The sequence below is a fragment of the Vibrio viridaestus genome (assembly GCF_003856525.1).
Classification (GTDB): Bacteria; Pseudomonadota; Gammaproteobacteria; order Enterobacterales; family Vibrionaceae; genus Vibrio; species Vibrio viridaestus.
Genome location: NZ_RJVQ01000001.1, coordinates 109,809 through 134,179, shown reverse-complemented (window position 1 = coordinate 134,179; position 24,371 = coordinate 109,809). Strand labels below are relative to the sequence as shown.

At 40.1% G+C, this 24,371-nt stretch carries 23 protein-coding genes; 19 read left to right on the top strand and 4 right to left on the bottom strand.

Annotated features, from left to right (window positions below):
* Positions 1–76 precede the first annotated feature (76 nt).
* The 3 genes from EES38_RS00635 (at position 77) to EES38_RS00625 (ending at position 2,704) form a co-directional block, all read left to right on the top strand.
* A complete protein-coding gene (locus EES38_RS00635; RefSeq protein WP_124935239.1) occupies positions 77–691 on the top strand; it encodes a glutathione S-transferase family protein in 615 nt (204 codons plus the stop codon).
* Positions 692–748: 57 nt separating this feature from the next.
* Positions 749–1,153, top strand: a complete 405-nt coding sequence (locus EES38_RS00630) for an RNA-binding S4 domain-containing protein (RefSeq protein ID WP_243694122.1) — start codon at positions 749–751, stop codon at positions 1,151–1,153.
* 117 nt (positions 1,154–1,270) lie between these two features.
* Positions 1,271–2,704, top strand: coding sequence for a mannitol dehydrogenase family protein (locus tag EES38_RS00625; protein ID WP_124935238.1), 1,434 nt, complete (start codon positions 1,271–1,273; stop codon positions 2,702–2,704).
* A gap of 21 nt (positions 2,705–2,725) precedes the next feature.
* On the opposite strand, the gene EES38_RS00620 is transcribed toward EES38_RS00625, so the two are convergent.
* Positions 2,726–3,928, bottom strand: coding sequence for a MalY/PatB family protein (locus EES38_RS00620; RefSeq protein WP_124935237.1), 1,203 nt, complete (start codon positions 3,926–3,928; stop codon positions 2,726–2,728).
* A gap of 144 nt (positions 3,929–4,072) precedes the next feature.
* Here EES38_RS00620 and EES38_RS00615 point away from each other — a divergent pair, with 144 nt between their 5' ends.
* The 10 genes from EES38_RS00615 to aphA all read left to right on the top strand — a co-directional run bounded on the left by EES38_RS00615 (position 4,073) and on the right by aphA (position 12,751).
* On the top strand, positions 4,073–4,549 hold the full coding sequence (locus tag EES38_RS00615) for a LabA-like NYN domain-containing protein (protein WP_124935236.1): 477 nt from the start codon (positions 4,073–4,075) through the stop codon (positions 4,547–4,549).
* Positions 4,550–4,614: 65 nt separating this feature from the next.
* On the top strand, positions 4,615–5,070 hold the full coding sequence (locus tag EES38_RS00610; RefSeq protein ID WP_124935235.1) for an Hsp70 family protein: 456 nt from the start codon (positions 4,615–4,617) through the stop codon (positions 5,068–5,070).
* Between the two features lie 111 nt (positions 5,071–5,181).
* Positions 5,182–6,351, top strand: coding sequence for a Gfo/Idh/MocA family protein (locus EES38_RS00605; protein WP_124935234.1), 1,170 nt, complete (start codon positions 5,182–5,184; stop codon positions 6,349–6,351).
* Between the two features lie 70 nt (positions 6,352–6,421).
* Complete coding sequence (locus EES38_RS00600) at positions 6,422–6,709, top strand: YciI family protein (RefSeq protein ID WP_124935233.1); 288 nt, start codon at positions 6,422–6,424, stop codon at positions 6,707–6,709.
* A gap of 489 nt (positions 6,710–7,198) precedes the next feature.
* On the top strand, positions 7,199–7,939 hold the full coding sequence (locus tag EES38_RS00595) for an SDR family oxidoreductase (protein ID WP_124935232.1): 741 nt from the start codon (positions 7,199–7,201) through the stop codon (positions 7,937–7,939).
* Between the two features lie 13 nt (positions 7,940–7,952).
* Positions 7,953–9,161, top strand: a complete 1,209-nt coding sequence (locus tag EES38_RS00590; RefSeq protein ID WP_124935231.1) for an acetyl-CoA C-acetyltransferase — start codon at positions 7,953–7,955, stop codon at positions 9,159–9,161.
* A gap of 39 nt (positions 9,162–9,200) precedes the next feature.
* Complete coding sequence (locus tag EES38_RS00585; RefSeq protein ID WP_124935230.1) at positions 9,201–9,548, top strand: phasin family protein; 348 nt, start codon at positions 9,201–9,203, stop codon at positions 9,546–9,548.
* A gap of 70 nt (positions 9,549–9,618) precedes the next feature.
* Positions 9,619–11,391, top strand: coding sequence for a class I poly(R)-hydroxyalkanoic acid synthase (gene phaC / locus EES38_RS00580; protein WP_124935229.1), 1,773 nt, complete (start codon positions 9,619–9,621; stop codon positions 11,389–11,391).
* Positions 11,392–11,558: 167 nt separating this feature from the next.
* Complete coding sequence (locus EES38_RS00575) at positions 11,559–11,936, top strand: SpoIIAA family protein (RefSeq protein ID WP_243694121.1); 378 nt, start codon at positions 11,559–11,561, stop codon at positions 11,934–11,936.
* A 98-nt stretch (positions 11,937–12,034) separates the two neighbouring features.
* A complete protein-coding gene (aphA, locus tag EES38_RS00570) occupies positions 12,035–12,751 on the top strand; it encodes an acid phosphatase AphA (RefSeq protein ID WP_124935228.1) in 717 nt (238 codons plus the stop codon).
* Between the two features lie 39 nt (positions 12,752–12,790).
* On the opposite strand, the gene EES38_RS00565 is transcribed toward aphA, so the two are convergent.
* Both EES38_RS00565 and ovoA read right to left on the bottom strand, forming a co-directional pair.
* Complete coding sequence (locus tag EES38_RS00565; protein WP_124935227.1) at positions 12,791–13,972, bottom strand: MFS transporter; 1,182 nt, start codon at positions 13,970–13,972, stop codon at positions 12,791–12,793.
* A gap of 97 nt (positions 13,973–14,069) precedes the next feature.
* A complete protein-coding gene (gene ovoA, locus EES38_RS00560) occupies positions 14,070–16,178 on the bottom strand; it encodes a 5-histidylcysteine sulfoxide synthase (RefSeq protein WP_124935226.1) in 2,109 nt (702 codons plus the stop codon).
* Positions 16,179–16,362: 184 nt separating this feature from the next.
* Here ovoA and EES38_RS00555 point away from each other — a divergent pair, with 184 nt between their 5' ends.
* From EES38_RS00555 to EES38_RS00530, 6 genes are all read left to right on the top strand, one after another.
* Positions 16,363–17,490 (top strand): conjugal transfer protein TraF, encoded by a 1,128-nt coding sequence (locus EES38_RS00555; protein WP_124935225.1) that lies wholly within the window; start codon positions 16,363–16,365, stop codon positions 17,488–17,490.
* Between the two features lie 172 nt (positions 17,491–17,662).
* Positions 17,663–18,076 (top strand): phosphate-starvation-inducible protein PsiE, encoded by a 414-nt coding sequence (locus tag EES38_RS00550; protein ID WP_124935224.1) that lies wholly within the window; start codon positions 17,663–17,665, stop codon positions 18,074–18,076.
* A 64-nt stretch (positions 18,077–18,140) separates the two neighbouring features.
* Positions 18,141–18,779 carry a 5,6-dimethylbenzimidazole synthase gene (bluB, locus tag EES38_RS00545; protein WP_124935223.1) on the top strand — a complete coding sequence of 213 codons (639 nt, stop codon included), beginning with the start codon at positions 18,141–18,143 and terminating at the stop codon, positions 18,777–18,779.
* Positions 18,780–18,978: 199 nt separating this feature from the next.
* Positions 18,979–20,136, top strand: a complete 1,158-nt coding sequence (gene ercA, locus EES38_RS00540; RefSeq protein WP_124935222.1) for an alcohol dehydrogenase-like regulatory protein ErcA — start codon at positions 18,979–18,981, stop codon at positions 20,134–20,136.
* Complete coding sequence (locus tag EES38_RS00535; protein WP_124935221.1) at positions 20,120–22,297, top strand: EAL domain-containing protein; 2,178 nt, start codon at positions 20,120–20,122, stop codon at positions 22,295–22,297. The genes ercA and EES38_RS00535 overlap by 17 nt, the downstream gene beginning before the upstream one ends.
* 72 nt (positions 22,298–22,369) lie before the next feature.
* Positions 22,370–23,686 carry an MFS transporter gene (locus EES38_RS00530; protein ID WP_124935220.1) on the top strand — a complete coding sequence of 439 codons (1,317 nt, stop codon included), beginning with the start codon at positions 22,370–22,372 and terminating at the stop codon, positions 23,684–23,686.
* Between the two features lie 4 nt (positions 23,687–23,690).
* On the opposite strand, the gene EES38_RS00525 is transcribed toward EES38_RS00530, so the two are convergent.
* Complete coding sequence (locus EES38_RS00525; RefSeq protein WP_124935219.1) at positions 23,691–24,305, bottom strand: alpha/beta hydrolase; 615 nt, start codon at positions 24,303–24,305, stop codon at positions 23,691–23,693.
* Positions 24,306–24,371: the final 66 nt, after the last annotated feature.

Here is a 24,371-nt window from a genome sequence, read left to right as displayed (position 1 = left end):
CCAAAAAATTCTTGACTGATCGTTTAGAAACTATTTAGATTCTAATCTAAACGATCGTTCTGATAAAGGAAAAGTTATGAAGTTGTATGAATTGGCACCATCACCAAGCTGCATTCGGGTCAGTATTTTTTTAAAGCTCTTAGACGTTGAGATTGAACGACATCCCGTAGATTTACGCAGCGGCGAGAATCTAACTACAAAATTCACTGAGTTGAGTAAAAACGCCAAAGTACCCGTATTGCAAATCGATGATGAAACCTACATTTCTGAAAGCGTCGCAATCTGCCGATATATCGATGGTGTAACGCCGAATGAACAGCACCTGTTTGGAGAAACTGTCCTTGAGCAAGCCTCAGTTGAAATGTGGAATCGAATTGTCGAATGGCAGGGACTGATACCTGCTTTTCAAGCATTTAGGAATATCTCTAAAGCATATGCTGATAGAGAAACTTGCTCCGATGAATGGGGAGTAGTGAGTAAAGGTCGGACTGAAGAATTCTTACCAGTTTTAGACAGCCAGCTAGCGAGTAATGAATTTGTTGCGGGTGATAAGCTTTCGATTGCCGATATTACAGCTTTCGTCTTTATTAAATTCATTGAATCTCGATTATCAATTCAATTAACTGATATGTATCCAAATATCTTTAAGTGGGTTGCTAAATTAAATGAAAAAGATGCGTTTAACATGTGATCTTCTCGTATAAAAGAGTACACTCTGGCGCAAGTAAAGATGACTGACGGTTAGTCCATGCAAGAACATAATTCAGACGATATGATGGAAGAAATTGAGATTGAAGCCATTGGCATTGAAGTCGATTCTCAACCTATTGAGCTTTATAAAGTATTGAAGATCGCTAACGCAGTGAGTGGCGGTGGTGAAGCAAAATACGCAATTTCGGAAGGGTACGTCGCAGTTAATGGTGAAATAGAAACCCGTAAAAGATGTAAGATCTATGACGGCGATTTAATTGAGTTTAATCAGGAATTTTATTTGCTGATTTGTGACAATCCAGTAGAAGAAAAAGTGATTGCTGAATCGACTAACAAAAGTCCTGCACCAAAGCCTAAGAAGAGTGAAGAAAAATTGCAAAAACCAGAAGCTGAAGATGTATCTCAGCCTAAATCGGGTCGTTCTCAGATTAAGTTTTTCTAATTTTTTATACTCATAATAAAAATCCTGCACAATGCAGGATTTTTTGATCGTGGCTATTGCCAGTGACGATCCATTAAATGTTATCGTTAGTTTCAGAATGATTAAGAAGACAATGACATGGTTAGACAAAGAGAAGCGACATTAATCCATATAGGTTGCGGTGCTTTTTTTCGCGCCCATCAGGCAAAATTTACCAGTGAGTTGAATTTAAAGTCTGATACTGACTGGAAATATTGTGTTATCAGTATGCGTAATGGCTCTGAGCTGCTTTCTCGCCTTAAACGTCAAAGCTACCGCTATCACTTATTGGAACATTCAAATGTAGGTAAAAACTTAAGCCTTATAGATGTCATCAATGAGTGTTTAAGTCTTGTGGAAGATGGTATTGATGCCATAGTTAAGCGTTTGTGTGTGGAAAGCGTTGCTGTGGTTTCGCTGACTATAAGTGAAAAAGCCTACTATATCGACCCTTCTTCTGGACAACTAGATAGCACTCACAGCGATATAGTGCATGATATTGCTAATCCAGCGAAACCGAAAACTGTTATAGGATTATTGGTTCGCTCATTACAGCTTCGTCGCGATACTGGAGTCGGTGCATTTACAGTGATGTCTTGCGATAATTTGTCCAACAATGGAAAAGTATTAAAAGCGGCAATAACTAAATATGCTTTGTTGGTTGATCCTAGTCTAGCGGATTGGATTGAAAGCGAAGTGAGATTCCCCTGTACCATGGTGGACCGCATTGTTCCTGCACCAAATGAAACCACATTCGAAGACATTAGACAGTATAGTGGTGTTTATGATCCTTGTTCTGTCAGTAGCGAATCATTCAAGCAATGGGTTATTGAAGAGAGTTTTTCTAAGGACCGTCCTCAATGGGAGAGTGTTGGCGCTCAACTAGTAAAAGATGTAAAACCTTATGAAGAATTAAAGCTGAGATTACTCAATGGTAGCCACTCGTTTTTAGCCTACTTAGGATATTTAGCCGGATATGAAACGGTAGATGCTGCAATAACGAATCCCGTGTTTAGGTCTGCGGTAAAAAAACTCATGCTCGAAGAACAGGCGGAAACATTGTTCGTTCCAGATCACGTCGATCTGAACGCTTACGCTGATGAATTAGTAGAACGCTTTGCAAATCCAAACCTAAAGCATAAGACGTATCAAATTGCGATGGACGGAAGTCAAAAATTGGCACCAAGAATACTGACATCATTAGCTATTCAATTACAACGCAAAGGTAATTATGAGTTACTGTGTTTGGCTGTTGCAGGGTGGATGTTATTTGTCGGGGGAGTGGATGAGGACGGGTTGAAATATACAGTGCAGGATCCAATGTCTGAGAAGTTCGCCATGATCTATAAAGATACAAAAACTGATGACGATATCGTTAGAGAACTATTATCCATCTCGACAATTTTTCCCGCCGACCTGTCTAATAACGAGCTATTGCTCAATGTAATTTGCGGCATGTATCGGGCGCTTAAGCAAGATGGTGTCGTCAAGACCATTCATTCTATCGTTAAAAAGTCTTCAATGGGTGGATAGGCAACTCCACCCATTGCTTAGTTAAATTAAAACAGATTTAATTCTTTCTAATCCTTTTTTCACAATACTTTGCGGACATGCAATGTTCATACGTATAAATCCCTTGCCGTTATCAACAAACATATTCGCGCCTTCAACTAATACACCGGCTTCTTTTGCGAATAGAACGCCTGCATTCCCCATATATTGGGTATCTTTCAAATAAGCGGATAAATCTATCCAGGCTAAGTAGGTTGACTCTGGCACGATAAACTTGGCTAAAGGCATATTTTGGTGGAGAAACGCCTCAACTAAAGCAAACGTTTCATCTAAATATAATCTCATTTCGTCAAGCCAGTTATCACAATGTGTATATGCTGCTTGAGTGGCAGCGATACTTAATGGAGAGAGAATTTCTCCGTGTTTGGTTTGCCACTCTGCACGGATTATGTCGTTAGGGATGTAAATATGTGAAATCAAACATCCAGCAAGGTTGAATGTCTTACTTGGTGCGGTACAAGTGATAATGCGGTCATGGTCAGGGTAGAGAGACTGCAGTGATGTGAAATGTTGCTCGTGTCGAAGTAAGTCGCAGTGAATCTCGTCGGAAATAATCCACACATCATGCTTTAAACAAATTTCAACCAGTGTTTTTAACTCTTGTTCAGTCCATACTCTGCCCGTTGGATTGTGAGGATTACACAAGATGAAAAGCTTAATATTATTTCTGCTATCCGCTAACTTAGTTTCGATATCAGCAAAATCAATAGTGAAATGACCATCGTTATTGAGTAATGGAGACGTGAATACTTTCCTATTGTTCGAATCGCCAGCTTTCTTAAATGGTGTATACGATGGGGTCGTTATCAGGATATTTTCTTTTGCATTCGTGAGTAAAGGCACAAGTCGATTCAGTGCTGGAACTACGCCGGGCGAGAACACCATATAATTTGTATTTATAGTTACACTGTAACGTCTTTTGAACCACTTTGATAGTGCGATATAGTAATCAGGGTCGTAGACTTCGGTATAACCGAGTATCTTCTGGTCAAGCCTTGATTTGATTGCATCACGTATTTCAGGGGGAGTTGCAAAATCCATATCCGCAACCCAGAACCGCAGTAAATCATCTTCAAATGCAACGGGGTAATCCTGTTCTGCGCCTAAAATAGATTGTCGCCATCCTTCAACACTTAAGCTGTTGGTGTTAGTCCGGTCAATTATCTCATCAAAGTTGTATTGCATTTCGTTCACCCAGCCGTTTACTATGCGTATTGTTCAATAAACTAACACAGAGCTCGAATTTATCAAACGAACTATAGCTACTGCGATAACATGTTTGGGATGAATATGTTATCTTCAAACTTTAACCCCTATTAAAGTAGAAAAATGGAAAAAATCGTAATTCTAGTCGATGTACAAAATGTGTATTACACGGTCAAAGAGGCTTTTCAGCGTAATTTCGATTACAACGTATTTTGGCGTGAAGTAACAAAAGATCGTCAAGTAGAAAAAGCGATTGCCTATGCGATAGATAGAGGTGATGAAAAGCAGCGCCAATTTCAAAACATACTCAGGGCTATCGGTTTCGACGTTAAACTAAAGCCATTTATTCAACGAGCTGACGGGTCTGCAAAGGGCGATTGGGATGTAGGTATAACCATTGATGCTCTAGAATATGGCAGGGAAGCTGACAAAGTCATTTTAGTTTCTGGTGACGGTGATTTCGGTATTCTATTAGAGACTTTGAGTGAAAAATATGGAGTAGAAACGGAAGTGTTTGGTGTTGCGAAGCTGACTGCTGCCAACCTAATAAATTCTGCAACAAAATATACCGCAATTGATGAGAAACTTTTACTAAATTAGGTATCTAATATTAATAAAATTTAGCCAGTTAACGTAATGAATTGGGAAAGATACTAAGAGGATGTATGCGGTTAAAGAGCTTTAAAACTCTGTGGTTATTCTTGATGTTCTTAAGTTACTCCTGCTTCGGTAAAGACGAGACTAAAGTTGTTATTGAGCACAATTCACCTATTGTTCAAGGTGGTGCTTTGACACAAGATGTTGGTATTGAAATGTGGGGTGGCACCTTAAATCCTATAATCTTCATGGGATGCGATTTACCATGTACCGAGGATCAGATGTTTAGCACCGCTGATGCTGACCAAATCGATATGACGATCAAGCTGGTGCGGGGAACATCAAAATACTCGAAGGATGGTACGTATCTTGGTACATACAAAATAGATGGGTTGATTCCTGGCCCAGAAGGAAGAACCTTGCTTAATATCGAATTCGGTGCATCTCAAGGAGATTTGTGGTTTTCGGCAAAGGACCTCAACGGATTATCTCGAATTAAAATCACCAAAATTGCGAACAAATAAAACAAATATTTTACATTATGTCTATGGGTTCATGTAATCGAATCCCTAACTCCGATAAAGTAGTCTTTGAATTGCATAACAACGCGTTCTGGCGAGATAAAGGAGAATTACATGAATCCGTTAAAAGTTGGCATCATAGGGATAGGTGATATCAGTGATGTTTATATTAATAATTTAAAACGTTACAGTGATGTACTTGAAATCGTTGCCTGTGCTAGCCGTGGATTAGAAAAAGCAAAACAAAAAGCAGAGCAGCACAGTATTCCAAGACCATACGCCTCAGGTATGGATGTAATCAATGATCCCGATGTGGATATTGTCCTCAACTTAACTATTCCTGCCGTTCATAACGAATTTAATATTGCTGCGTTAAAAGCAGGTAAGCATTTGTATTCTGAGAAACCACTCGGTTCTGATTTAGAAGGTGCAAAAATTATCATGCAGCTAGCTGCAGAAAAAGGATTGATGGTCGGGTGTGCACCAGACACTTTTATGGGGGCGAGACTACAAACCTGCAGAGAGTTAATTGATAATGATGTTATCGGTGATTTGATTGGGGCTAGTGCATTTTGTATGTACCATGGTACCGAAACCTTCCACCCAAATCCTGATTTCACTTATAAACCGGGAGCAGGGCCATTACTCGATATTGGTCCTTACTACGTCACAGCGTTATTAGCTCTGATGGGGCCAGTTAAATCTTGCTCTGCGATGGGCAAACGTTCATACGAAAAGAGAGAAATTCTGTCTCAGCCTCGTAAAGGTGAATATATAGACGTTGAAGTGGATACCCATATTCTTGGTAACCTTGAGTTTCAAAATGGCGCTATGGCGACGATGAATATGAGCTTTGATATTTGGGATTCGGAACTTCCTCGAATCGAAATATACGGTACCAAAGGTACATTATGTATTAAAGACATCGATCCTTTAGATGGTCCTAATCTGTTCGGTGGCGATTTATTGCTAAAAACAAAAGAAGATTATCGTTGGTATGGCTTTCCTCGTGCCTCCGAGCATAAAGCTTGGGTCAAAGTACCAAGCGACAGACCATTCGATTCTGTTTCTCATGCTGTTAATAGTCGTGGTATCGGTATGGTGGATATGGTATATGCGCTTAAAAATGGTCGTAAGCCAAGAGCGAGTGGAGAGATGGCCTATCATTCATTAGAAGTAATGACCAAAATGTTATTGTCCGCTCAAGAAAAGAGATTTTATGATATCGACAGCACATTTGAGTTACCTAAAATATTGGACATACAAAAGGGTTTTAATGATTAACTAATTCCTTTAAATCCCCTACATAATATGATGCAATGAGAATATGTAATTAATCGAATTTAGGAAGATTATGTTTATTATTTCATTGCATTATATTTGTGAAATTGATGATATAGAAAAGCACTTGCCTAATCACATAAGTTTTTTAGATAAATATTACTCACAGGGCATATTTTTAGCCTCGGGTAGAAAAGAGCCAAGAACGGGGGGAGTAATATTGGCGGTGGCAGAAAACCGAAGCCAAATCGAAGTTATTTTAGAGGAGGATCCTTTTCATCAACACTGCCTTGCCGAGTACACAATAACTGAATTCATCCCAACGAAAGCGTGTTCTGAGTTATCCTTTTTATTGCAGTAATACTTATTGATAAATTTAATAAGTTGTCATCCAATCTATTTCAGATAAGCATTGAATGAATTAATATAATTTATTCAATGTTTTCATATTACTAACTTTATGTAACATTGAAAGTATTATTATATTTTCATATATCAAGTTTATTATAATTTCATTTACTTGTCTTATACTGCAAATATCGAATAATACACATCATTTCATATACTTACCTTGTTTATTTTATAATTTCATCATTTAAAATTCCTATACAAATCAACAAATTAAATGTATTGATATAACTCTATATACAACTGGATTTATATGGGATCTGTGTCTACATTTATAAATATTAAACGCAGAAAATTTGAAAACCACTGAAACTGAATTAGTTTAAAAATAAGGCAAAAAATTCAATGAATTAAAAATGCCTAAGAATAAAAACTCAGTTGGCAATATTAAGTTGCCTATGGATAAGCAAAAGTAGATTCGCTCTAAAGGATGGAGTAATACATGAAAAAAATCGCTTTGATCACGGGATCAAAAGGCGGAATTGGTTCTGCTATTTCTACTCAACTAGTAAAAGATGGTTTTCGCGTTATCGCATGTTATCTAAACGGAAATTATGACTGTGCCATTCAATGGTTCAACGAAAAAGGTTTTACCGAAGAACAAGTTAGATTGTTTGAATTAGATGTGACTAATTCTGAAGAGTGTGCCGAAAGGCTTGGCGGTTTGCTTAAAGAAGAAGGACACATTGATGTTGTCGTAAATAATGCTGGTATCACGCGAGACTCCGTTTTTAAAAAAATGACATCTCAACAATGGCATGATGTTATCGACACCAACCTCAACAGTGTTTTTAATGTTACGCATCCTTTCTTTGAATCCATGTGCACCAATGGGTTTGGTCGTATTATCAATATCTCTTCTGTCAACGGCATTAAAGGTCAGTTCGGCCAGACGAACTACTCGGCTGCTAAAGCGGGCATGATCGGTTTTACCAAAGCGTTAGCGTACGAAGGAGCAAAAAGCGGCGTGACAGCCAACGTAATCGCTCCAGGATATACCGCAACTCCAATGGTTGAGTTGATGAAAGACGAAGTCCTTGAATCAATAAAAAATCAGATTCCGATGAAGCGCTTGGCGAAGCCTGAAGAAATCGCAGGAGCAGTGGCGTTTCTTGTCAGTGATGCTGGTGCGTACATAACCGGTGAGACTCTGTCTATCAACGGCGGTTTGTACATGCAATAGGGGAGCATCACTTATGGAAAAAGTTTTTATTGTAGCGGCTAAACGTACACCAATAGGTAGTTTTGGTGGCTCTCTGAAAGGAACATCAGCAGGTAACCTGGGAGCTGCAGCGATTAAAGGTGCTTTAGATAGCGCACAAATTAAACCTGAAATTATTGACGAAGTCATTATGGGAAATGTTGTTGGTGCTGGTCAAGGTATGGGGGTTGCTAGACAAGCGTCTATATATGCGGGTGTCCCGGATTCTGTTCCTGCTTATGGCGTCAATATGATTTGTGGCAGCGGGATGAAGTCTGTCATGGATGGTGTTGCTCACATCAAAGCGGGTGACGCTGACATCGTTGTTGCCGGTGGTGTTGAAGTTATGTCACAAATTCCGTTTGGAGCGTCGGGCAACATTCGTAATGGACACAAAATGGGTAGCATCGAAATGGTCGATTTAATGATTAATGACGGCCTAACCGATGTCTTTAACCAATATCATATGGGGGTGACTGCCGAAAATATCGCAAAAAAATTAGGCATAACCCGTGAAGAGCAAGATGAATTTGCGCTTGATAGTCAACAGAAGGCGGTTGCTGCTGTCGAGTCTGGCAAGTTTAAAGATGAAATTGTTCCGGTCGAGGTAAAAGTTCGTCGGGACACAATTTCGTTTTCAGATGACGAGTATCCTAAGAAAGATGCCACGTTAGATGCACTCACTAAGCTACGTCCGGCTTTTGATAAAGAAGGAACGGTTACGGCTGGCAATGCATCTGGCATTAACGATGGAGCGAGTGTCGTCGTTTTGGCATCTGAGACCGCTTGCCAAAAGCATGGTTTAACGCCTCTTGTCGAGGTCGTGTCTTATGGCCAGTCGGGTGTGGACCCGAAAGTGATGGGATTAGGTCCCGTTGATGCCATCAAGTCCGCTTTATCAAAAGCAGAACTTAATATAAATGAGATTGAATTATTTGAGCTTAATGAGGCATTTGCTGCACAAGCTCTAGGTGTCGTATATCAACTGTGTGATCACTTTTCGATATCGAAAGAATCTATTTTGGAACGGTCAAACGTTAATGGGGGGGCGATTGCCCTAGGTCATCCTTTAGGAGCTTCAGGGAATAGGATTTTAGTCAGTTTAATATATGAAATGAGAAAGCGCTCTAACAAGTACGGCTTAGCATCACTTTGTGTCGGTGGAGGCATGGGAACTGCAATTATTGTTAAGAGCTTAGATTGAAACGGAATAACAAAACATTCACAACCAGGAGAATGCACCATGTATACAGATTTCTTCAAAACCTTTTCTGATCAAACCCAGAAAACTTTTGAACCTTACATCAAATTTAATAAATTGATGGCTAAAAATGCCGAAGCGTTAACCGAGCTACAACTATCAGCCGCTAAAGCATACAGCGATTTAGGCTTGAGCCAGATGAAAGCTGTTAGCGAGATTAAAGATGTCGCAACGTTGACTGAGTTTGGTACAAAGCAAATGTCTGCGATGACACAACTTTCTCAGCAAATGATGGATGACAGCACTAAGCTTCAGTCCATTGCAAAAGAATTCAAAGACGACATTGAAAAGCTAGCGTCTGAAAATCTTAAAACTGTTACTCCAGCATAGACTTCATGTTGATGTTTAAGCACACCGCTCAATTTGTGGGCGGTGTTTTTCCGAATATAGGAGTAATTCAATGTTTCAACACTTATTTTCGGACTACATTGTAAAGCTTCAAGAAACAAACCAACAGTTATGGAAAGACTTCGATATCAATAAGGCGGCAATGAATTCACCAATCAACAAAGCACTACAAGAGGTGAATTATGATGATACTGCAAAAATGTTTGAACAGGCGTTGAAACAGCCTTCATCGATGTTGAAAATGCAAACTGAGTGGTGGGAACAGCAGTTACAAATTTGGCAAAACGTAGTACTTGCTGGTAATAAAGAGCAAGTTGTAGTGCCTGATAAGAGTGACAAGCGGTTCTCAGATGCTTCTTGGGAGTCAGATGCATTCTTTAGCTTTATTAAGCAGTCCTATTTGCTATATAGCAAATCGTATTTAGATACGATTAATTCAATTGAAGGACTTGATGAAAGAACGAAAGAAAGACTCTTGTTTTTCTCGCGTCAGGTCATCAATGCCTTGTCTCCTTCTAACTTCATCGCAACGAACCCTGAACTTCTAAAACTCACTCTTGAGCAGAAGGGAGAGAACTTGCTCGCGGGATTAGAATTATTAAAAGAAGATGTTGATGCCAGTGCGGATATTTTGAAAGTTCGTATGACTGGAACGGATTCTTTCAGAGTTGGTAAAGAAATCGCGATGACACCGGGTGATGTCGTTTACAAAAATGAGTTATTCGAGCTTATCCAGTATAAGCCGATGACTAAAGCGGTAAATCAAACGCCTCTGTTAATTGTTCCTCCATTTATCAATAAATATTATATTCTTGATCTTAAAGAGAAAAACTCAATGGTTCGCTGGTTACTTGAGCAGGGCCATTCTGTATTTATGATGTCATGGAGAAACCCTGGTAAAGCGCAAGCTAATCTTGAGTTTGGTGATTATGTTACTGAGGGGGTTGCTAAAGCAGTAGCAGTGATAGAAGACATCACTGGACAAGAAGAGATCAATGCTGCTGGCTATTGTATTGGTGGTACTGTTCTAGCTTGTACAGTTGCGTACTATGCTGCTAAGCGCATGAAAAAGCGTATTAAATCAGCGACGTTTTTCACTACATTGCTCGATTTTTCTCAACCTGGTGACGTAGGCGTATTTATAAATGATCCAGTTTTAAATGCATTGGAAATTCAGACTAACCAAACGGGTTATATGGATGGAAGAATGCTCAATGTGTCATTTAGTCTATTGAGAGAGAACAGTCTTTATTGGAATTATTATATTGATAATTACCTTAAAGGCGTGAGTCCAATGGATTTTGATTTGTTGTATTGGAACAGTGATAGTACAAATGTAGGCGCTACCTGTTACAACTTCTTATTGAGACAACTCTATTTTGAAAATAAATTGATTCAGGATAAAGGGGTCAAAATTGGAGGTGTTTGGATCGATCTCAATAAGATACGGATACCTAGTTACTTCATTTCGACCAAAGAAGATCACATCGCTTTGTGGGAAGGAACGTACCGAGGCGCGTTGAATACTGGCGGCAATAAGACCTTTGTTTTGGGTCAGTCGGGTCACATTGCTGGAATTGTCAATCATCCGGCCAAAAATAAGTATGGTTATTGGCTCAATGATAATTTAGACGAGTCAGCCAACGATTGGTTTGATAATGCTACTTTTAGTGAAGGATCGTGGTGGACGCATTGGAACAATTGGTTACAGCAATTTATACCAGAAGAGAAAGTTACGCCATATCCGCAAGGTTCTGAGCAAAATCCAGTGATTTGTGCAGCACCAGGGGAATACGTGAAACAGACTCTGCCAATTAAAGAGTAAATTATCAACGTCCATACTTGTATAAAAGGTCCGGTGAATCGGGCCTTTTTTATATAACCGTTATTTTAGTGAGGTAAATATTGTTTATCGTCATGGTGTCACGCTTTTCCGCTGAATGTTATATACCCTTAGAGAGGAAGGTACCGTACTAAACGGAGGATAGCACTATGATGAACAGGCATAGCATTACTTTTGGTATGGAAAGATACGACCAGCAGATGGTGTTGTTGCTTTCAGTTAAGGGAAAGTTGACTCACGAAGACTATCTCGATGTGACTCCTATGCTTGAATCTGCATTTTCTGAAGCTGGGGATAAACATGTGAAGATGTTAGTCGATATTGAAGACTTTTCTGGCTGGGAAGCGAGAGCAGCATGGGATGATTTTAAGTTAGGGCTAAAACATAAAGCAGACTTTGAGAAGATTGCAATATATGGTCATAAATCTTGGCAACAAGGAGTGGCAAAAATAGCAGATTGGTTTATCGCAGGACACACAAAGTCGTTTGAGAATTACCAATCCGCCATTATTTGGCTGACCAGCTAAATACCATTCAAAATTTTAATGTGTTAACTTGAGATTGCCCGTTTGATAACGGGCATTTTTGTTCTTACATTTTTTATCGCTTATTAAAGGAATACTCTATGAAATTAGTTAGGACTGCTATTCTCTCTGTGTTTATTGGTTTGACGCCGTTTATTCATACCGCTTTTGCTGATCCAAAACAGCCTGGTACAGAACCTGGGTTAAGTAGTGTTGATATGATAAATAACAGTCAGGATGCGTCTCTCAACTGGGTGTCCGTTGATGAATTAGCCAAGGAGCTAAAAGGTAAAAAGCCTTTCGCCGTTGGATTCGATATTGATGATACTGTGTTATTTAGTTCACCCGGATTTTTACATGGACAAAGTGTCTTTTCTCCTGGCGGTTACAGTTATTTATCAAATCAAAAGTTTTGGGATAAAATAAACTGTGAATGGGAAGTGTTTAGTATGCCTAAAGAGAGTGCAAAGGCATTAATAAAAATGCATGAAAAGAGAGGCGATGATATTTATTTTATTACGGGGCGTACGGGATCTTCATGTGAGATTACGACGAAACTCATCAAGGATACATTTGACATAAAAAATATGCATCCAGTAATTTTTGCTGGTTCCAGTAAGACTGAATATACAAAAACAAAATATATTAAACAGCATAATATCAAAATTTATTACGGCGATTCTGATGGCGATATTATTTCAGCCAGAAACGCTGATGCTGAAGGTATACGTGTTATTCGAGCGGCAAATTCTAGCTATAAGCCAGTTCCTAAAAATGGTATCTATGGGGAAAGAGTCGTTAGAAATTCGCAGTACTAATCAAAAAAGTAAAGGCGTCATAGACGCCTTTGTTCACTTCTATCTCCACTGAAGCACTCTTACTTCAAGTCCCTCTTCAGGATGTTTAGGAATGTTAAAAGATAAAATCAGGGATAATAGAGCAATTGCTGCTCCGAGGAAGAATACGGTAGCTGGCGACACCATCCAAATGAGACCAAAAGAGACGGGAATAATTACCGCTGCAATGTGATTGATCGTAAAAGACACACCTGCTGTCGAGGCCATGTCTGCGGGATCAGCTATTTTTTGGAAATATGTTTTTATGGCTAATGCTAGAGCGAAGAATAGATGATCCACTACATATAAACCTGCAGCAACATGTTCATTAGTGACGTACCCATAGCTGATGAATATAATGATTAAACCTGTATATTCGAATATCAGTGCATTCCGTTCTCCAATAACTCCGATTAATCTGCCAATTCGCTTTGCAAATAAAAAGTTGAAAAGATAATTAATCAAAAAGAGTAGAGTAATATCTGATGCTGAATAGCCGAATTTTTCAACCATTAAAAATCCAGCGAAAACAGTAAATATCTGTCTGCGTGCGCCACTTAAAAATGTTAGGCCATAGTATAGCCAATATCTTTTACGCAAAACGAGTTTCTTATTTTGCGGTGTTTTAGCAGAAAACTCCGGAAATAGAAATGCTATGGCTAAAACAATAATAAATCCAATTCCTCCCGTAATAAGATAGACAGTCTTGTAGTCGAATTTAAAAATATCCAACATTAACCAGAGGATACCATAAGTCAATAAAGAGGCGAGGGCACCGACTGAAATGAGTTTACCGAGCATCTCTGGAGCTTCATCTTTATTTAGCCATTGTAATGATAACGATTGTTTTAGAGTCTCGAAGTAGTGAAAACCCGTAGACATAACTAAGGTAGTAAACAGCATTCCAAAAAGGGATGGGAAAAAGCCGGTGATTGCTGTTCCTAAGCTTAGCATTGCAAGGGATAGGAGTAAGAAGCGCTGTTCGCGAATAAATAACAAAATAAATACGGCACTAAAGGCTAGAAAGCCTGGTATCTCTCGAACACTTTGAAGCAAACCCATATCTGCGCCCGTGAATTGTGCTTTCTCAATAGCAAAGTTATTAAGTAAAGCCATCCAGCTGGAAAATGCTATGGGAACAACAATGGATACGAGCATTAAGAAGGTTGTTGGATTACGCCAACGTGAATTGGGTTGTGTCATATGATATCTCCATAAATGCGTCCGATATCATACGACTATCGAAAAGAATTAAAAACCTTAAATAAGAGAAGGGATTGCCTTCTCTTAGTTGTATATTTTATTTCTTTTGCCAAATAGTGACTTCGGAAAGTGAGTGTTGAAACTTATGGCTTGTTTCTCTGATAACGAACGGAATATTTTGAGGTGCAGCAACCAGAGCGAATTGCTCAGATAGAATGTCACTTATTCCATCAAAAGTACGATATGTCTCGCCATCTTTTTTATATCCACCCAACCAGTCCTTTTTCTTAGTATATTCCTCCAACCAAGTGTATGGAGATGCAATAACTAAGTACCCACCCGATTTTACTTTCTCGGATATAGAGCGCAGAAACTTGGCCGGGTCATATAATCGATCGATTAAGTTTGCTGCCAACACTAGATCATAATCATTGAAATGAGGTTTTAAATTGCAGGCGTCTCCTTGATAGAAAGCAACTTTATTGGAGCATTCACTGAGTTCTAGCTCGCTAAGTGACCGTTCCTTGTAGAAAACCAGATCGCCTTCATCAGCAAGACTGTATCTCACAAGCCCTTTAGTCTGGAGTTGATTTGCAATGTTGATAAAGCGAGCTGAGAAATCAATACCAGTCACGTGGCTAAAATGCTTAGCCAGTTCAAATGTACCTCTACCTACAGCACAGCCAATATCTAACGCCGTTGAAGGAGAAACGGGTATTGATATGTTTGCCAAAATATATTCAACGAGAGCTTTAGGGAAATTAGGGACTGAGAAATACTGATCTCCGTAGTGGAATTCAGCGTATTCCGAGAGCATTTTATCCGTTTCATAATTCAAGTTTTCTGTATTAGGTAACTCGTTTGCTAAAACGTAGCGAAAACCTGCGTGTTGGAAAAAGTGGCGGCGAAACGCATATCTTGACCACGGTAGTGCTTCGTTTCCTGTGGATATCCAAGACCCTCCTTTAATGATGTTATGTCTACTATCAAACGTTGGCGTAGTGAAATCGTCATAAATAGGATGAACATCAAAACCCTCAAAAGGAAAGGTAGGAGTCTCCGTCCATTGCCAAACATTACCAACAATATCGTACAAATCACCCTGTTTAAACATATTAACAGGGCAACTAGACGCCCATTGAACAAGGCCTATATTAGCTTGCGTTGGTTCGTCTTGCGTGATTGGAGCAACATCATTCTCTTCAACCATTCTCCACCACTCGTCTTCAGTGGGTAAGCGGATACACTGTCCTAATTGTTCTGATTTCCAGTTACAAAATGCTTTTGCTTCGTGATAATTTACATCGACGGGCCAGTCCCAAGGCATTTCAATTTCAGAAGTCATTGTTCGATAATACCAAGCGCCATTTTTCTCTATCCAGAACTCTGGGCAGATTGCGTTGGTGTATTGCCGCCAAGAAAGACCTTCATTTTCCCAGTATTTATCCAATTGATAACCATTAGAATGAACAAATTCCAGATATTCACCATTGGAAACCAGAAATTGACTGGCTTGAAATGCATCCACTTTTGCTTTGTGTTGTCCATACTCGTTGTCCCACCCATAAAAGCGATCATCGTAGGTCTTACCCAGTGAAACTCTGCCACTATTCACTGTTATGAGAGTATTTTTCGGTGCAACACCACTTTCTGGATAAATTGGGTAGTCATCAGATTCATTCACGTACGAAATTGAGTGCTGGCGAATCAACACTGAAGACGTTTCAAGATGAATACGTTCATGTTCAATCGCCATGGCAATAGCCCAAAAAGGGTTGGACCAATTAATCGGCGTGGTTAATGGAGCATTCATGATAAGATCTTCGACTATAAACCTTACTTCATCTCGGTAGGCTTTAACTTGTTCTACTGAGGGCCATTCATAATGAGTTTCGTCGAGATCGTCCCAACTCATTTCATCGACACCAACAGCGAACATAGATTCAAACTTGGGATTTAGTCTTTTTTCAATTAAACCAACCATCAGTAATTTGTTGATAAAAAAAGTCGCCGTATGGCCAAAATAAAATATAAGTGGATGGCGAAGGGTAATCGGCTTTTGATAATAAGATTCCTCACTAGATAGCGTAGAAAATAGCTTTTCATATTCCGAATAGGTTGAGCGAAAATAATTCAGTAATTTATGGCGTACGGTTTCAATTTCTTTAGTCGTTAAATCGGGTGGTACTGATAGTTGCTTGAACATAATGTTTAGCTTCCTTTACCTGATATTTCCGTTTTAGTTATAAGTTCATTAGAAAATTGTAGTTCTATATTATCTGCAACGACATTATTTGATTGTTAAGTAACGATTAAAATTCGACTTTAAGCCGCCTTAATTTTGTATTGTGCTATTCTTTCATTGCTAATGTGAATGTAAGGATATAATAATGAATAACTTATCAATAATAGCAGTGTCCGTAAGTTTGGGTATCGTATTGCCAGTCAATGCGGCAAATTGGGTCTCTGATGCAAGAGGCGGCGGTATGGGGAACACGGGTGTTACCTCAGCCGATTACCTTCTAGCTCCATTTTATAATCCCGCACTGGTATCCGTTTATCGTAACTCAGATGATTTTGGTTTACTTCTGCCTGCGGTAAATATCAATGTGCGAGATCAGGACGACACACTGAGCGTGGTGGATGATCTTCAAGACGCAATTGACCGTTATGAAGCGACGAACAATGCGAGTACTTTAAATCAAATTGATGGTTACCTTGATGACCTATCAAATAATCGACCATTAAATGCCAATGCTGGTGTTGGAATCGCGATTGCGGTACCGAATGAAACGCTCTCAGTTAACGTCTTTGGGCGCGGCTACGCTGAGTTAGAAGCGAGCACTGATATTAGTAATAGTGCGGATCCCGAGACTCGATACCAACAATCACGTATTGATGTGAAAGCATTTGGTTATAGCGAATTTGGTGTTGCTCTTGCAAAACAGTTTATGTTGTATGATCAAACGGTGGCAATTGGTGTTTCTCCTAAAATCCAACAGATGAAGACGTATCAAGATTCGGCTACTGTTGAAGACTATAATCTTGATGACTATGACGAAAGTGAAGTAAAAAAGAATGCAGCAAACCTTGATGTGGGTGCCGTATTGTTAATGAATGAATTTCGAGTCGGCGTTGCAATCAAGGATCTGTTCAGCAAAACAATCAATACTTACGATAATACAGATAGCTATAAGTTAGATACACAAGTTACCTTATCGGGTTCCTACGTCAGTGATTTCTTTACCGCAGCGCTAGACGTTGATGCAACTAAACAGAAGCGTTTTAGCGGAAGTTATGATGATACTCAATTTATACGGCTAGGCGTTGAAGCGAATGCTTGGGGCTGGGCTCAACTGAGAGCGGGATACGAAATCGATATGGAAAACACAATTGATAATTCCGTAACGCTTGGATTAGGAATTAGTCCGGGAGATGTGGTTAGCTTCGATATTTCGGTTAGCGGAGCTGATGAACATCAGTTAGGCGCTGCTGCTAATCTTGCCTTTACTTTCTAACACCTTCCCAGTGGCCGCCGTTATGGTGCAGCGGTCACTGAAACTCTACCTGTCCATGTCGACGCACTTCTGTTATTTTATTTAAAAATGAAACGTTATATATTGTTTCTATTATAAAAATTCAATGCCGTTTTACATCTGCCGAATTTAATATTAAGTAGGAAGTTAGCTTATGGATGAACTAAAGAAAGTCAGTGGCAAAGCGCTCAGTCTGGTCGAATTATTCGGACTCATTATGATAGCTCTAATGACCATAATCGCAATGTTAAGTGAAGTATGGATAGTGGTAGAGAATAGAGCGGTTACGCTGGCAGATCTCTTGCTTTTGTTTATTTATCTCGAAGTCTTGGCTATGGTTGGTTTATACCTAAAATCTGGTCGATTACCGGTTAGGATGCCTTTGTATATTGTCATCGTTGCATTGGCTCGCTACATGGCCCTTGATATGAAAAATCTTGATACAATTAGAATGCTTGGTATCTCAGGCGCAATTCTTGTTGTCGCATTGGCTATTTTAGTCATCAGGTTCGGACATAAAAGATATCCCTATGGTGAGATCGATAAAGCAGCGGAGATTAACAAATAGTGGCTTTAATTTTCTAGACATCAAGCGTCTTAAATAAGAGAATCCTACTTTTTACGGAAATACAATGGAAATTACCGCCGCAGAAAGGGATGCTTTTTACAAAGTGATCCACAGCCGTCGCGACGTAAGACGTGATTTTTTATCTAAACCTATCCCAGACGATGTTCTCGAAAGAGTTTTACTAGCAGGGCATCATGCTCCGAGTGTTGGTTTTATGCAGCCTTGGGATTTTATCGTGGTCTCTGATGCCGACACCAAGCAAAAAATAAAGTTTGGTTTTGAGCAGGCTCATAAAGAGTCTGCTCAGCAGTTCTCAGAGGATAAGCGCGAACGATACTCGAGTTTCAAGCTTGAAGGTATTACTGAAGCACCTATTGGGGTCTGTGTGACTTGCGATCGATCTCGTAACGGTCCTGTTGTTATTGGTCGAACGATAAAGCCCGAGATGGATTTGTACAGTGCTGTGTGTTCTGTTCAAAACATATGGCTGGCAGCTAGAGCAGAAAATCTGGGCATGGGATGGGTTAGTATAATTCATGACGATATTCTTCGGGACACTCTTGGTATTCCGCAAGATATCAATATTATTGGCTACTTGTGTTTGGGGTATGTATCCCAGTTCAGAGATAAGCCTGAACTAGAAGAGTTTGGATGGTTACCTCGAGAAAACTTTAAAAATGTTGTTCGCTATGGCAAATGGTGATTTCCCCATAGACTGCTATTGTAATCAATATTTTTGTCCTACCCGATAGTAAAACTTCAAACTCCCTCACAGCCAGACTAATACCTTAGTCTGGCAACCGTGCACAACATTGATTCTGATCTACACTTATCCTTAAACCAAATATTCATATACCAATTAATTCGGCTAGGTTTATTGATTTAGTGTTTCCGGGGGATTAATGGCACTTTATGAGATGAGAAAATTTGTTGCTCCAGAATTTATTTTTGGCGTTGGAGCAAGGCATCGCGTTGGTTATTACGCAAGAAATATGGCAGCTAAAAGAGTATTAATAGTTAGCGATATTGGTGTTGTTGCTGCGGGTTGGGTCGCTGAAGCAATATCTGATCTTGAAGAGATGGGAATAGAATCTGTTGTGTTTACAGGTCTGACATCCAACCCTAAAGATCATGAAGTGATGCTTGGAGCAGAATACTACCGAGAGCAGGAGTGTGATGTCATTGTCGCGGTTGGTGGTGGCAGTGTCATTGATTGTGCGAAAGCGATCGGTATCGTTAACACCAACGAAAAACACATTTTAGATTTCGAGGGTATAGACCATGTTGATATACCCGGACCTCCTTTAATTTGTATTCCTACGACAGCTGGAACGGCAGCGGATATCTCTCAGTTTTGTATCATCATGAACAGTGAAGAGCGTTATAAAGTCGCCATCATTAGTAAGTCGGTGGTACCAGATGTTGCTCTGATCGACCCAGAAACCACGACCACCCTAGACAAAGGGTTAACAGCATGCACTGGTGTTGATGCTTTGACTCACGCTATAGAAGCTTATGTATCAACAGCAAGTTCACCTATCGTTGATATTCATGCATTAACCGCCATTAAACTAATATGGGAAAATATTGAAACTGCTGTCGCATTGCCTCACAAGATTGAATCGCGTGAAAATATGTTACTTGGCACGTTACAGGCGGGGTTGGCGTTTTCAAATGCAAGTTTAGGTGCGGTTCATGCAATGGCTCATTCTCTGGGAGGATACCTTGACTTACCACATGGAGAGTGTAACGCACTGTTACTTGATCATGTTATTCGTTTCAATATGAAGAATAGTGGGGAGAGATACAAGCAGATTGCTCATGCGATTGGGTTGGATACGTCGGGTCTGTCTACTGTCCAGTGTACTAACCGAATTACACAGATGATTAGCGACCTGCGTGATAGAGTGGGGATCGTTAATCGACTCTCTCTTGTCGGTGTTCATACCACTGATATCCCAGATCTAGCAAATCATGCCTATAACGATGCCTGTATTGTAACTAATCCAAGGCATGCCTCTCTCGCAGATATAAAGGCAATTTATGGTGAAGCGATGTGATAAATCTGATTGGAAAAGCCAGCGAGAACAAATTATCGGATTGGGTGACCGATCGGTCAGGAAAAATTATTACCCCCAACTCAAGAAAAACGTTGAGCGAGTTGAGCGATTTAGAAAGTTGCTCGACTTTTCTTCTGACTCTGTAATGCTCGTAAAACTCCCTCATGGTGAAATCTGTGATGTTAATAAAGCGACCCAAACGCTACTCCACTTGTCTAACGAAGATATCATCGGAAAGACATTAAGACAGATTGAAGGAAAATCGCAGAATGATATCGTGCAGCAAATGGTTCCTCTCCTTGAGCGTGTTTCTTTTCCAGAGGATAACGAAAAGGACGTTGTCACAGAGCTTTCCTATAGAGATGGATCGAAAGATCACTCTGTTTGTTGGATTGAGTTAGCGATTCGTAAAGCCAAGGTCGAAATGGACGAGTATTTGATCGTCGTCGGTCGAGACATCACGGAACGAAAAAATAACGAAGAAGTACTTAAGGTACTGTTAAACGAGAAAGAAGCTTTGTTAGACAATGCTCTGATTGGGATGGCATGGATTCGGGACCGAACTATTATTTCTTGCAATAAAAAGCTTGATGAGATGCTAGGCTTCAAACATGAAACGGCGGTAGGTAAATCAACTCGAATCCTTTACGAGAGTGATGATACCTACTCAGACTTTGGTGTTGAAGCGTATCGGGCTCTTGCACTAGGGGAGGCATTCACGGGCACTATCAAGTTGGCGCGCGTTGATGGAGATAGCATTTGGTGCCAACTAACGGGAAATGCAATCGATCCCGCACATCCTCAGGACGGCAGCGTTTGGATCTTTAACGATGTCAATGAGCATATGCTCACACAAGAGAAAGCCGTCTTCCTGTCTCAGCATGATTCGCTAACTCATCTGCCAAACCACCGATTATTCGAGGACCGACTGATTCAGGCAATTGCGTCAGCTGATAAAAATAGACCTTGTGTAGCAGTCATTAATCTCGATATTGATCGATTCAAAAATGTAAATGATCTGCTTGGTTACAATGGTGGGAATGAATTACTCATAGAAGTCGCGAAGCGTTTGGAAACGACCATCGGCGATCAAGCAACGATATGTCGTCAGGGAGGGGATGAGTTCTTATTTCTAGTAAATAGATTACATGATGCTGAAGCGTGTCTTCCTATGCTTAGCCAAATTTTTTCTACATTCAACGCTGACTTTCATATTAACCGGCAAGAGCTGTCCTTGACGTGTTCTTTAGGCGTCTCTATCTACCCACAAGATGGTCACGATTTTGCAACATTACTCAATAATGCGGATATTGCGATGTATAAGGCAAAGGACAGTGGGAGAAATTCTTATCAGTTCTTCAGTGCGGACATGAACTCTGTCGCTGAAGAGACGCTCACGATTGCATTTGGACTGCACAAGGCACTAGAACAACATCAATTTGAACTTCATTATCAGCCACAAATTGATATTGCTTCCGGAAAGCTGATTGGTGCAGAGGCATTGCTGAGATGGAAACATCCAGAGCTAGGTTTAATTCCGCCCAATAAATTTATACCCGTAGCTGAAGATACCGGAATGATCATTTCGATTGGTAAATGGGTAATTGAAGAGGCTTGTAGAGAAGTCAAAACTTGGTCAGATATGGGATTAGCTGAGCCCGTTGTCGCCGTCAATCTATCTGCTATACAGTTCACTAATGATGATATAGAAACGACGGTGAGAAATGCGATTGTTACGTCAGGGATCAGACCCGAAATGCTCGAATTAGAGCTGACAGAGTCAATTATCATACGTGATGCTGAGAACGTATTGGCAAAAGTGAAACGACTTCAGTTGATGGGATGTAAATTATCAATAGATGACTTTGGTACAGGTTATTCAAGCCTTGCTTATCTTAAGAGGTTTGCTGTCGACAAGCTTAAAATTGATCAGGCGTTTGTTCGAGAGTTACATCAGAATCAGGATGATGCCGTGATTGTTCGTACTATTATTCAAATGGCAAATAGTTTAGGGCTAAAGACGATCGCGGAAGGCATTGAAACTCAGGAAGTGTTGGATTTATTGAAATTGTATCGATGTGATGAGGCTCAGGGGTATTTCATAGCACGACCGATGCCATCTGAAGAGTTTGTTATGTTTATGCGAAAATATCTTGCTTAAGTTTTGCTCAGATTCTATTTTTTGCGGTTTTGCTGTAAGCTATCTTCATGATAATTAAACGAGATAGTTGCAATGAGCAGTGAAATGCTGGAAACGCTCTACGAAAAATTACTCAATGAAGAAGATGCTCGGGCGTGTAAGGCAATACCTGAGTCTGCATGTAAGGAAGTTCCCGGTAACTTTATGAAGATGGTCTTTGCTCAGTTTTTTACCAAATTGGGCGATGCATTAATTAATCCTAAAGTAACGCTTCCTTGGATAATGCAGAGTATTGGCGTTCCCGCTTCTCTAATTGGTTGGCTAGTACCAATCAGAGAGTCGGGATCGTTACTTCCACAATTAGCAATAGCAAGTTATATCCGTACCCTTCCAGTAAGAAAATGGACATGGGTAGTGGGTAGTTTATTACAAGCGGCGAGTATACTGGCTATCGGGGTTGTGGCACTGACGTTTGAAGGTGCAACCGCCGGCTGGTACATATTATTGCTACTTGCTTTATTCAGCTTGGCCCGAGGTCTCAACTCAGTAGCGTCGAAAGATGTGCTCGGTAAAACAATACCAAAGTCTCAGCGAGGACAGGTAAACGGGTGGTCTGCGAGCGCTTCAGGGTTTGTAACCATCATATTTGCTGGTTTGATGGCTGTTTCGCAGTTATACGGATGGAAAGGGACTGGCGTTTTTTATGGATGGTGCCTGGTTGCTGCAGCCGCTGTATGGCTGATAGGAGCTGCAATATATAGTGGAATTGATGAGTATGAAGGCGAGACTGATGGTGGGAAAAATGGTTTATTTGAAGCATTGAAGCAGTGTCGTCTACTATGGACAGATCGCGCATTTCTTAAATTTGTTATCACCAGAACGCTTTTTCTTTGTACTGCGTTGAGTGCTCCTTACTATGTCGTTTTAGCACAGAAAACCATTGGTGGTGATATGTGGATCCTAGCGATGTTTATGTTTGCTAGTGGTTTGGCTTCGTTGTTAGCTGGTCCTTTCTGGGGACGCTTTGCTGACAAGTCGAGTAAGAAAGTCATGATGTTAGGTGCCTCAATGAGTGCTCTTATTGGTGTGGTGTTATATCTGATTTATATCGGGATTCCTTCACTAAAAAGTGCTTTCTGGTTATTACCTGTATTGTACTTCTTAGTTTGTATCGCACATGATGGCGTTAGGGTAGGTCGAAAAACCTACTTAGTCGACCTATCTGAAGGTAATAAGAGAACCAGTTATGTGGCTGTATCTAACACTGTAATCGGAGTGATGCTACTCATTATGAGCAGCATTGGTTTACTTGCTGAAGTCATCTCGTTGGAAGCGTTAGTCTTGGTATTTTCAGGTATAACCATCATTGGCGTATTAATGGCGACAAGCTTGCCGGATGTGTCAGATTAGCACTTTAAAAATGGTTATTTGTAAAAAAGCTGTCGGCAAGCTCGACGGCTTTTTTTGAATACAGTAAGCCCATATGGTTGGTATTCACGTAGGCTTCATCCGTTGCCCAACGAGTATGAGCATCCCTGATAGCAACCGTGCCATCACCATCTTCTATACCAAAAAAATACCCAATACCTATATTACTCGTGCCAATAATACTGCCGGTTGGAAATGGTAGTTGCTGATGTATTCCTTGGGTTAATATTTCTTTTGTCGTTGAACCCTTACCAAAGAGCCAGTCGGAGTATTCTTTATCACTAAGGTGTTGCGCTACGGTACTGCCATTATAAGGGGTGCCAAGGGTGATTACCTTAATTATGTCTGCACGTAGCTTATATCGTGAAAGGTACTGATGAATGACCAGTCCCCCCATAGAATGACCAAGGAACAATATCTCGTTTTCTTTAATCTCTGAACACAGCTGATCCAGCTTGAAAAGTGTTAAATCGGAGTATTGACGTGTGGTGTACTCAAAGACGTAAGTGCGATAGCCTTTTTCAATAAAGTACTTCTCTACCCACTTCATGGTAAATGCGTTCATGTAAAGCCCATGAACAATAACAACAGCCTTCGTCATAATAGCCTCCGAGTTAAACCCCAGAACGTTTACTTAAACCTTATGCTATCACTGACAATAGAAAAA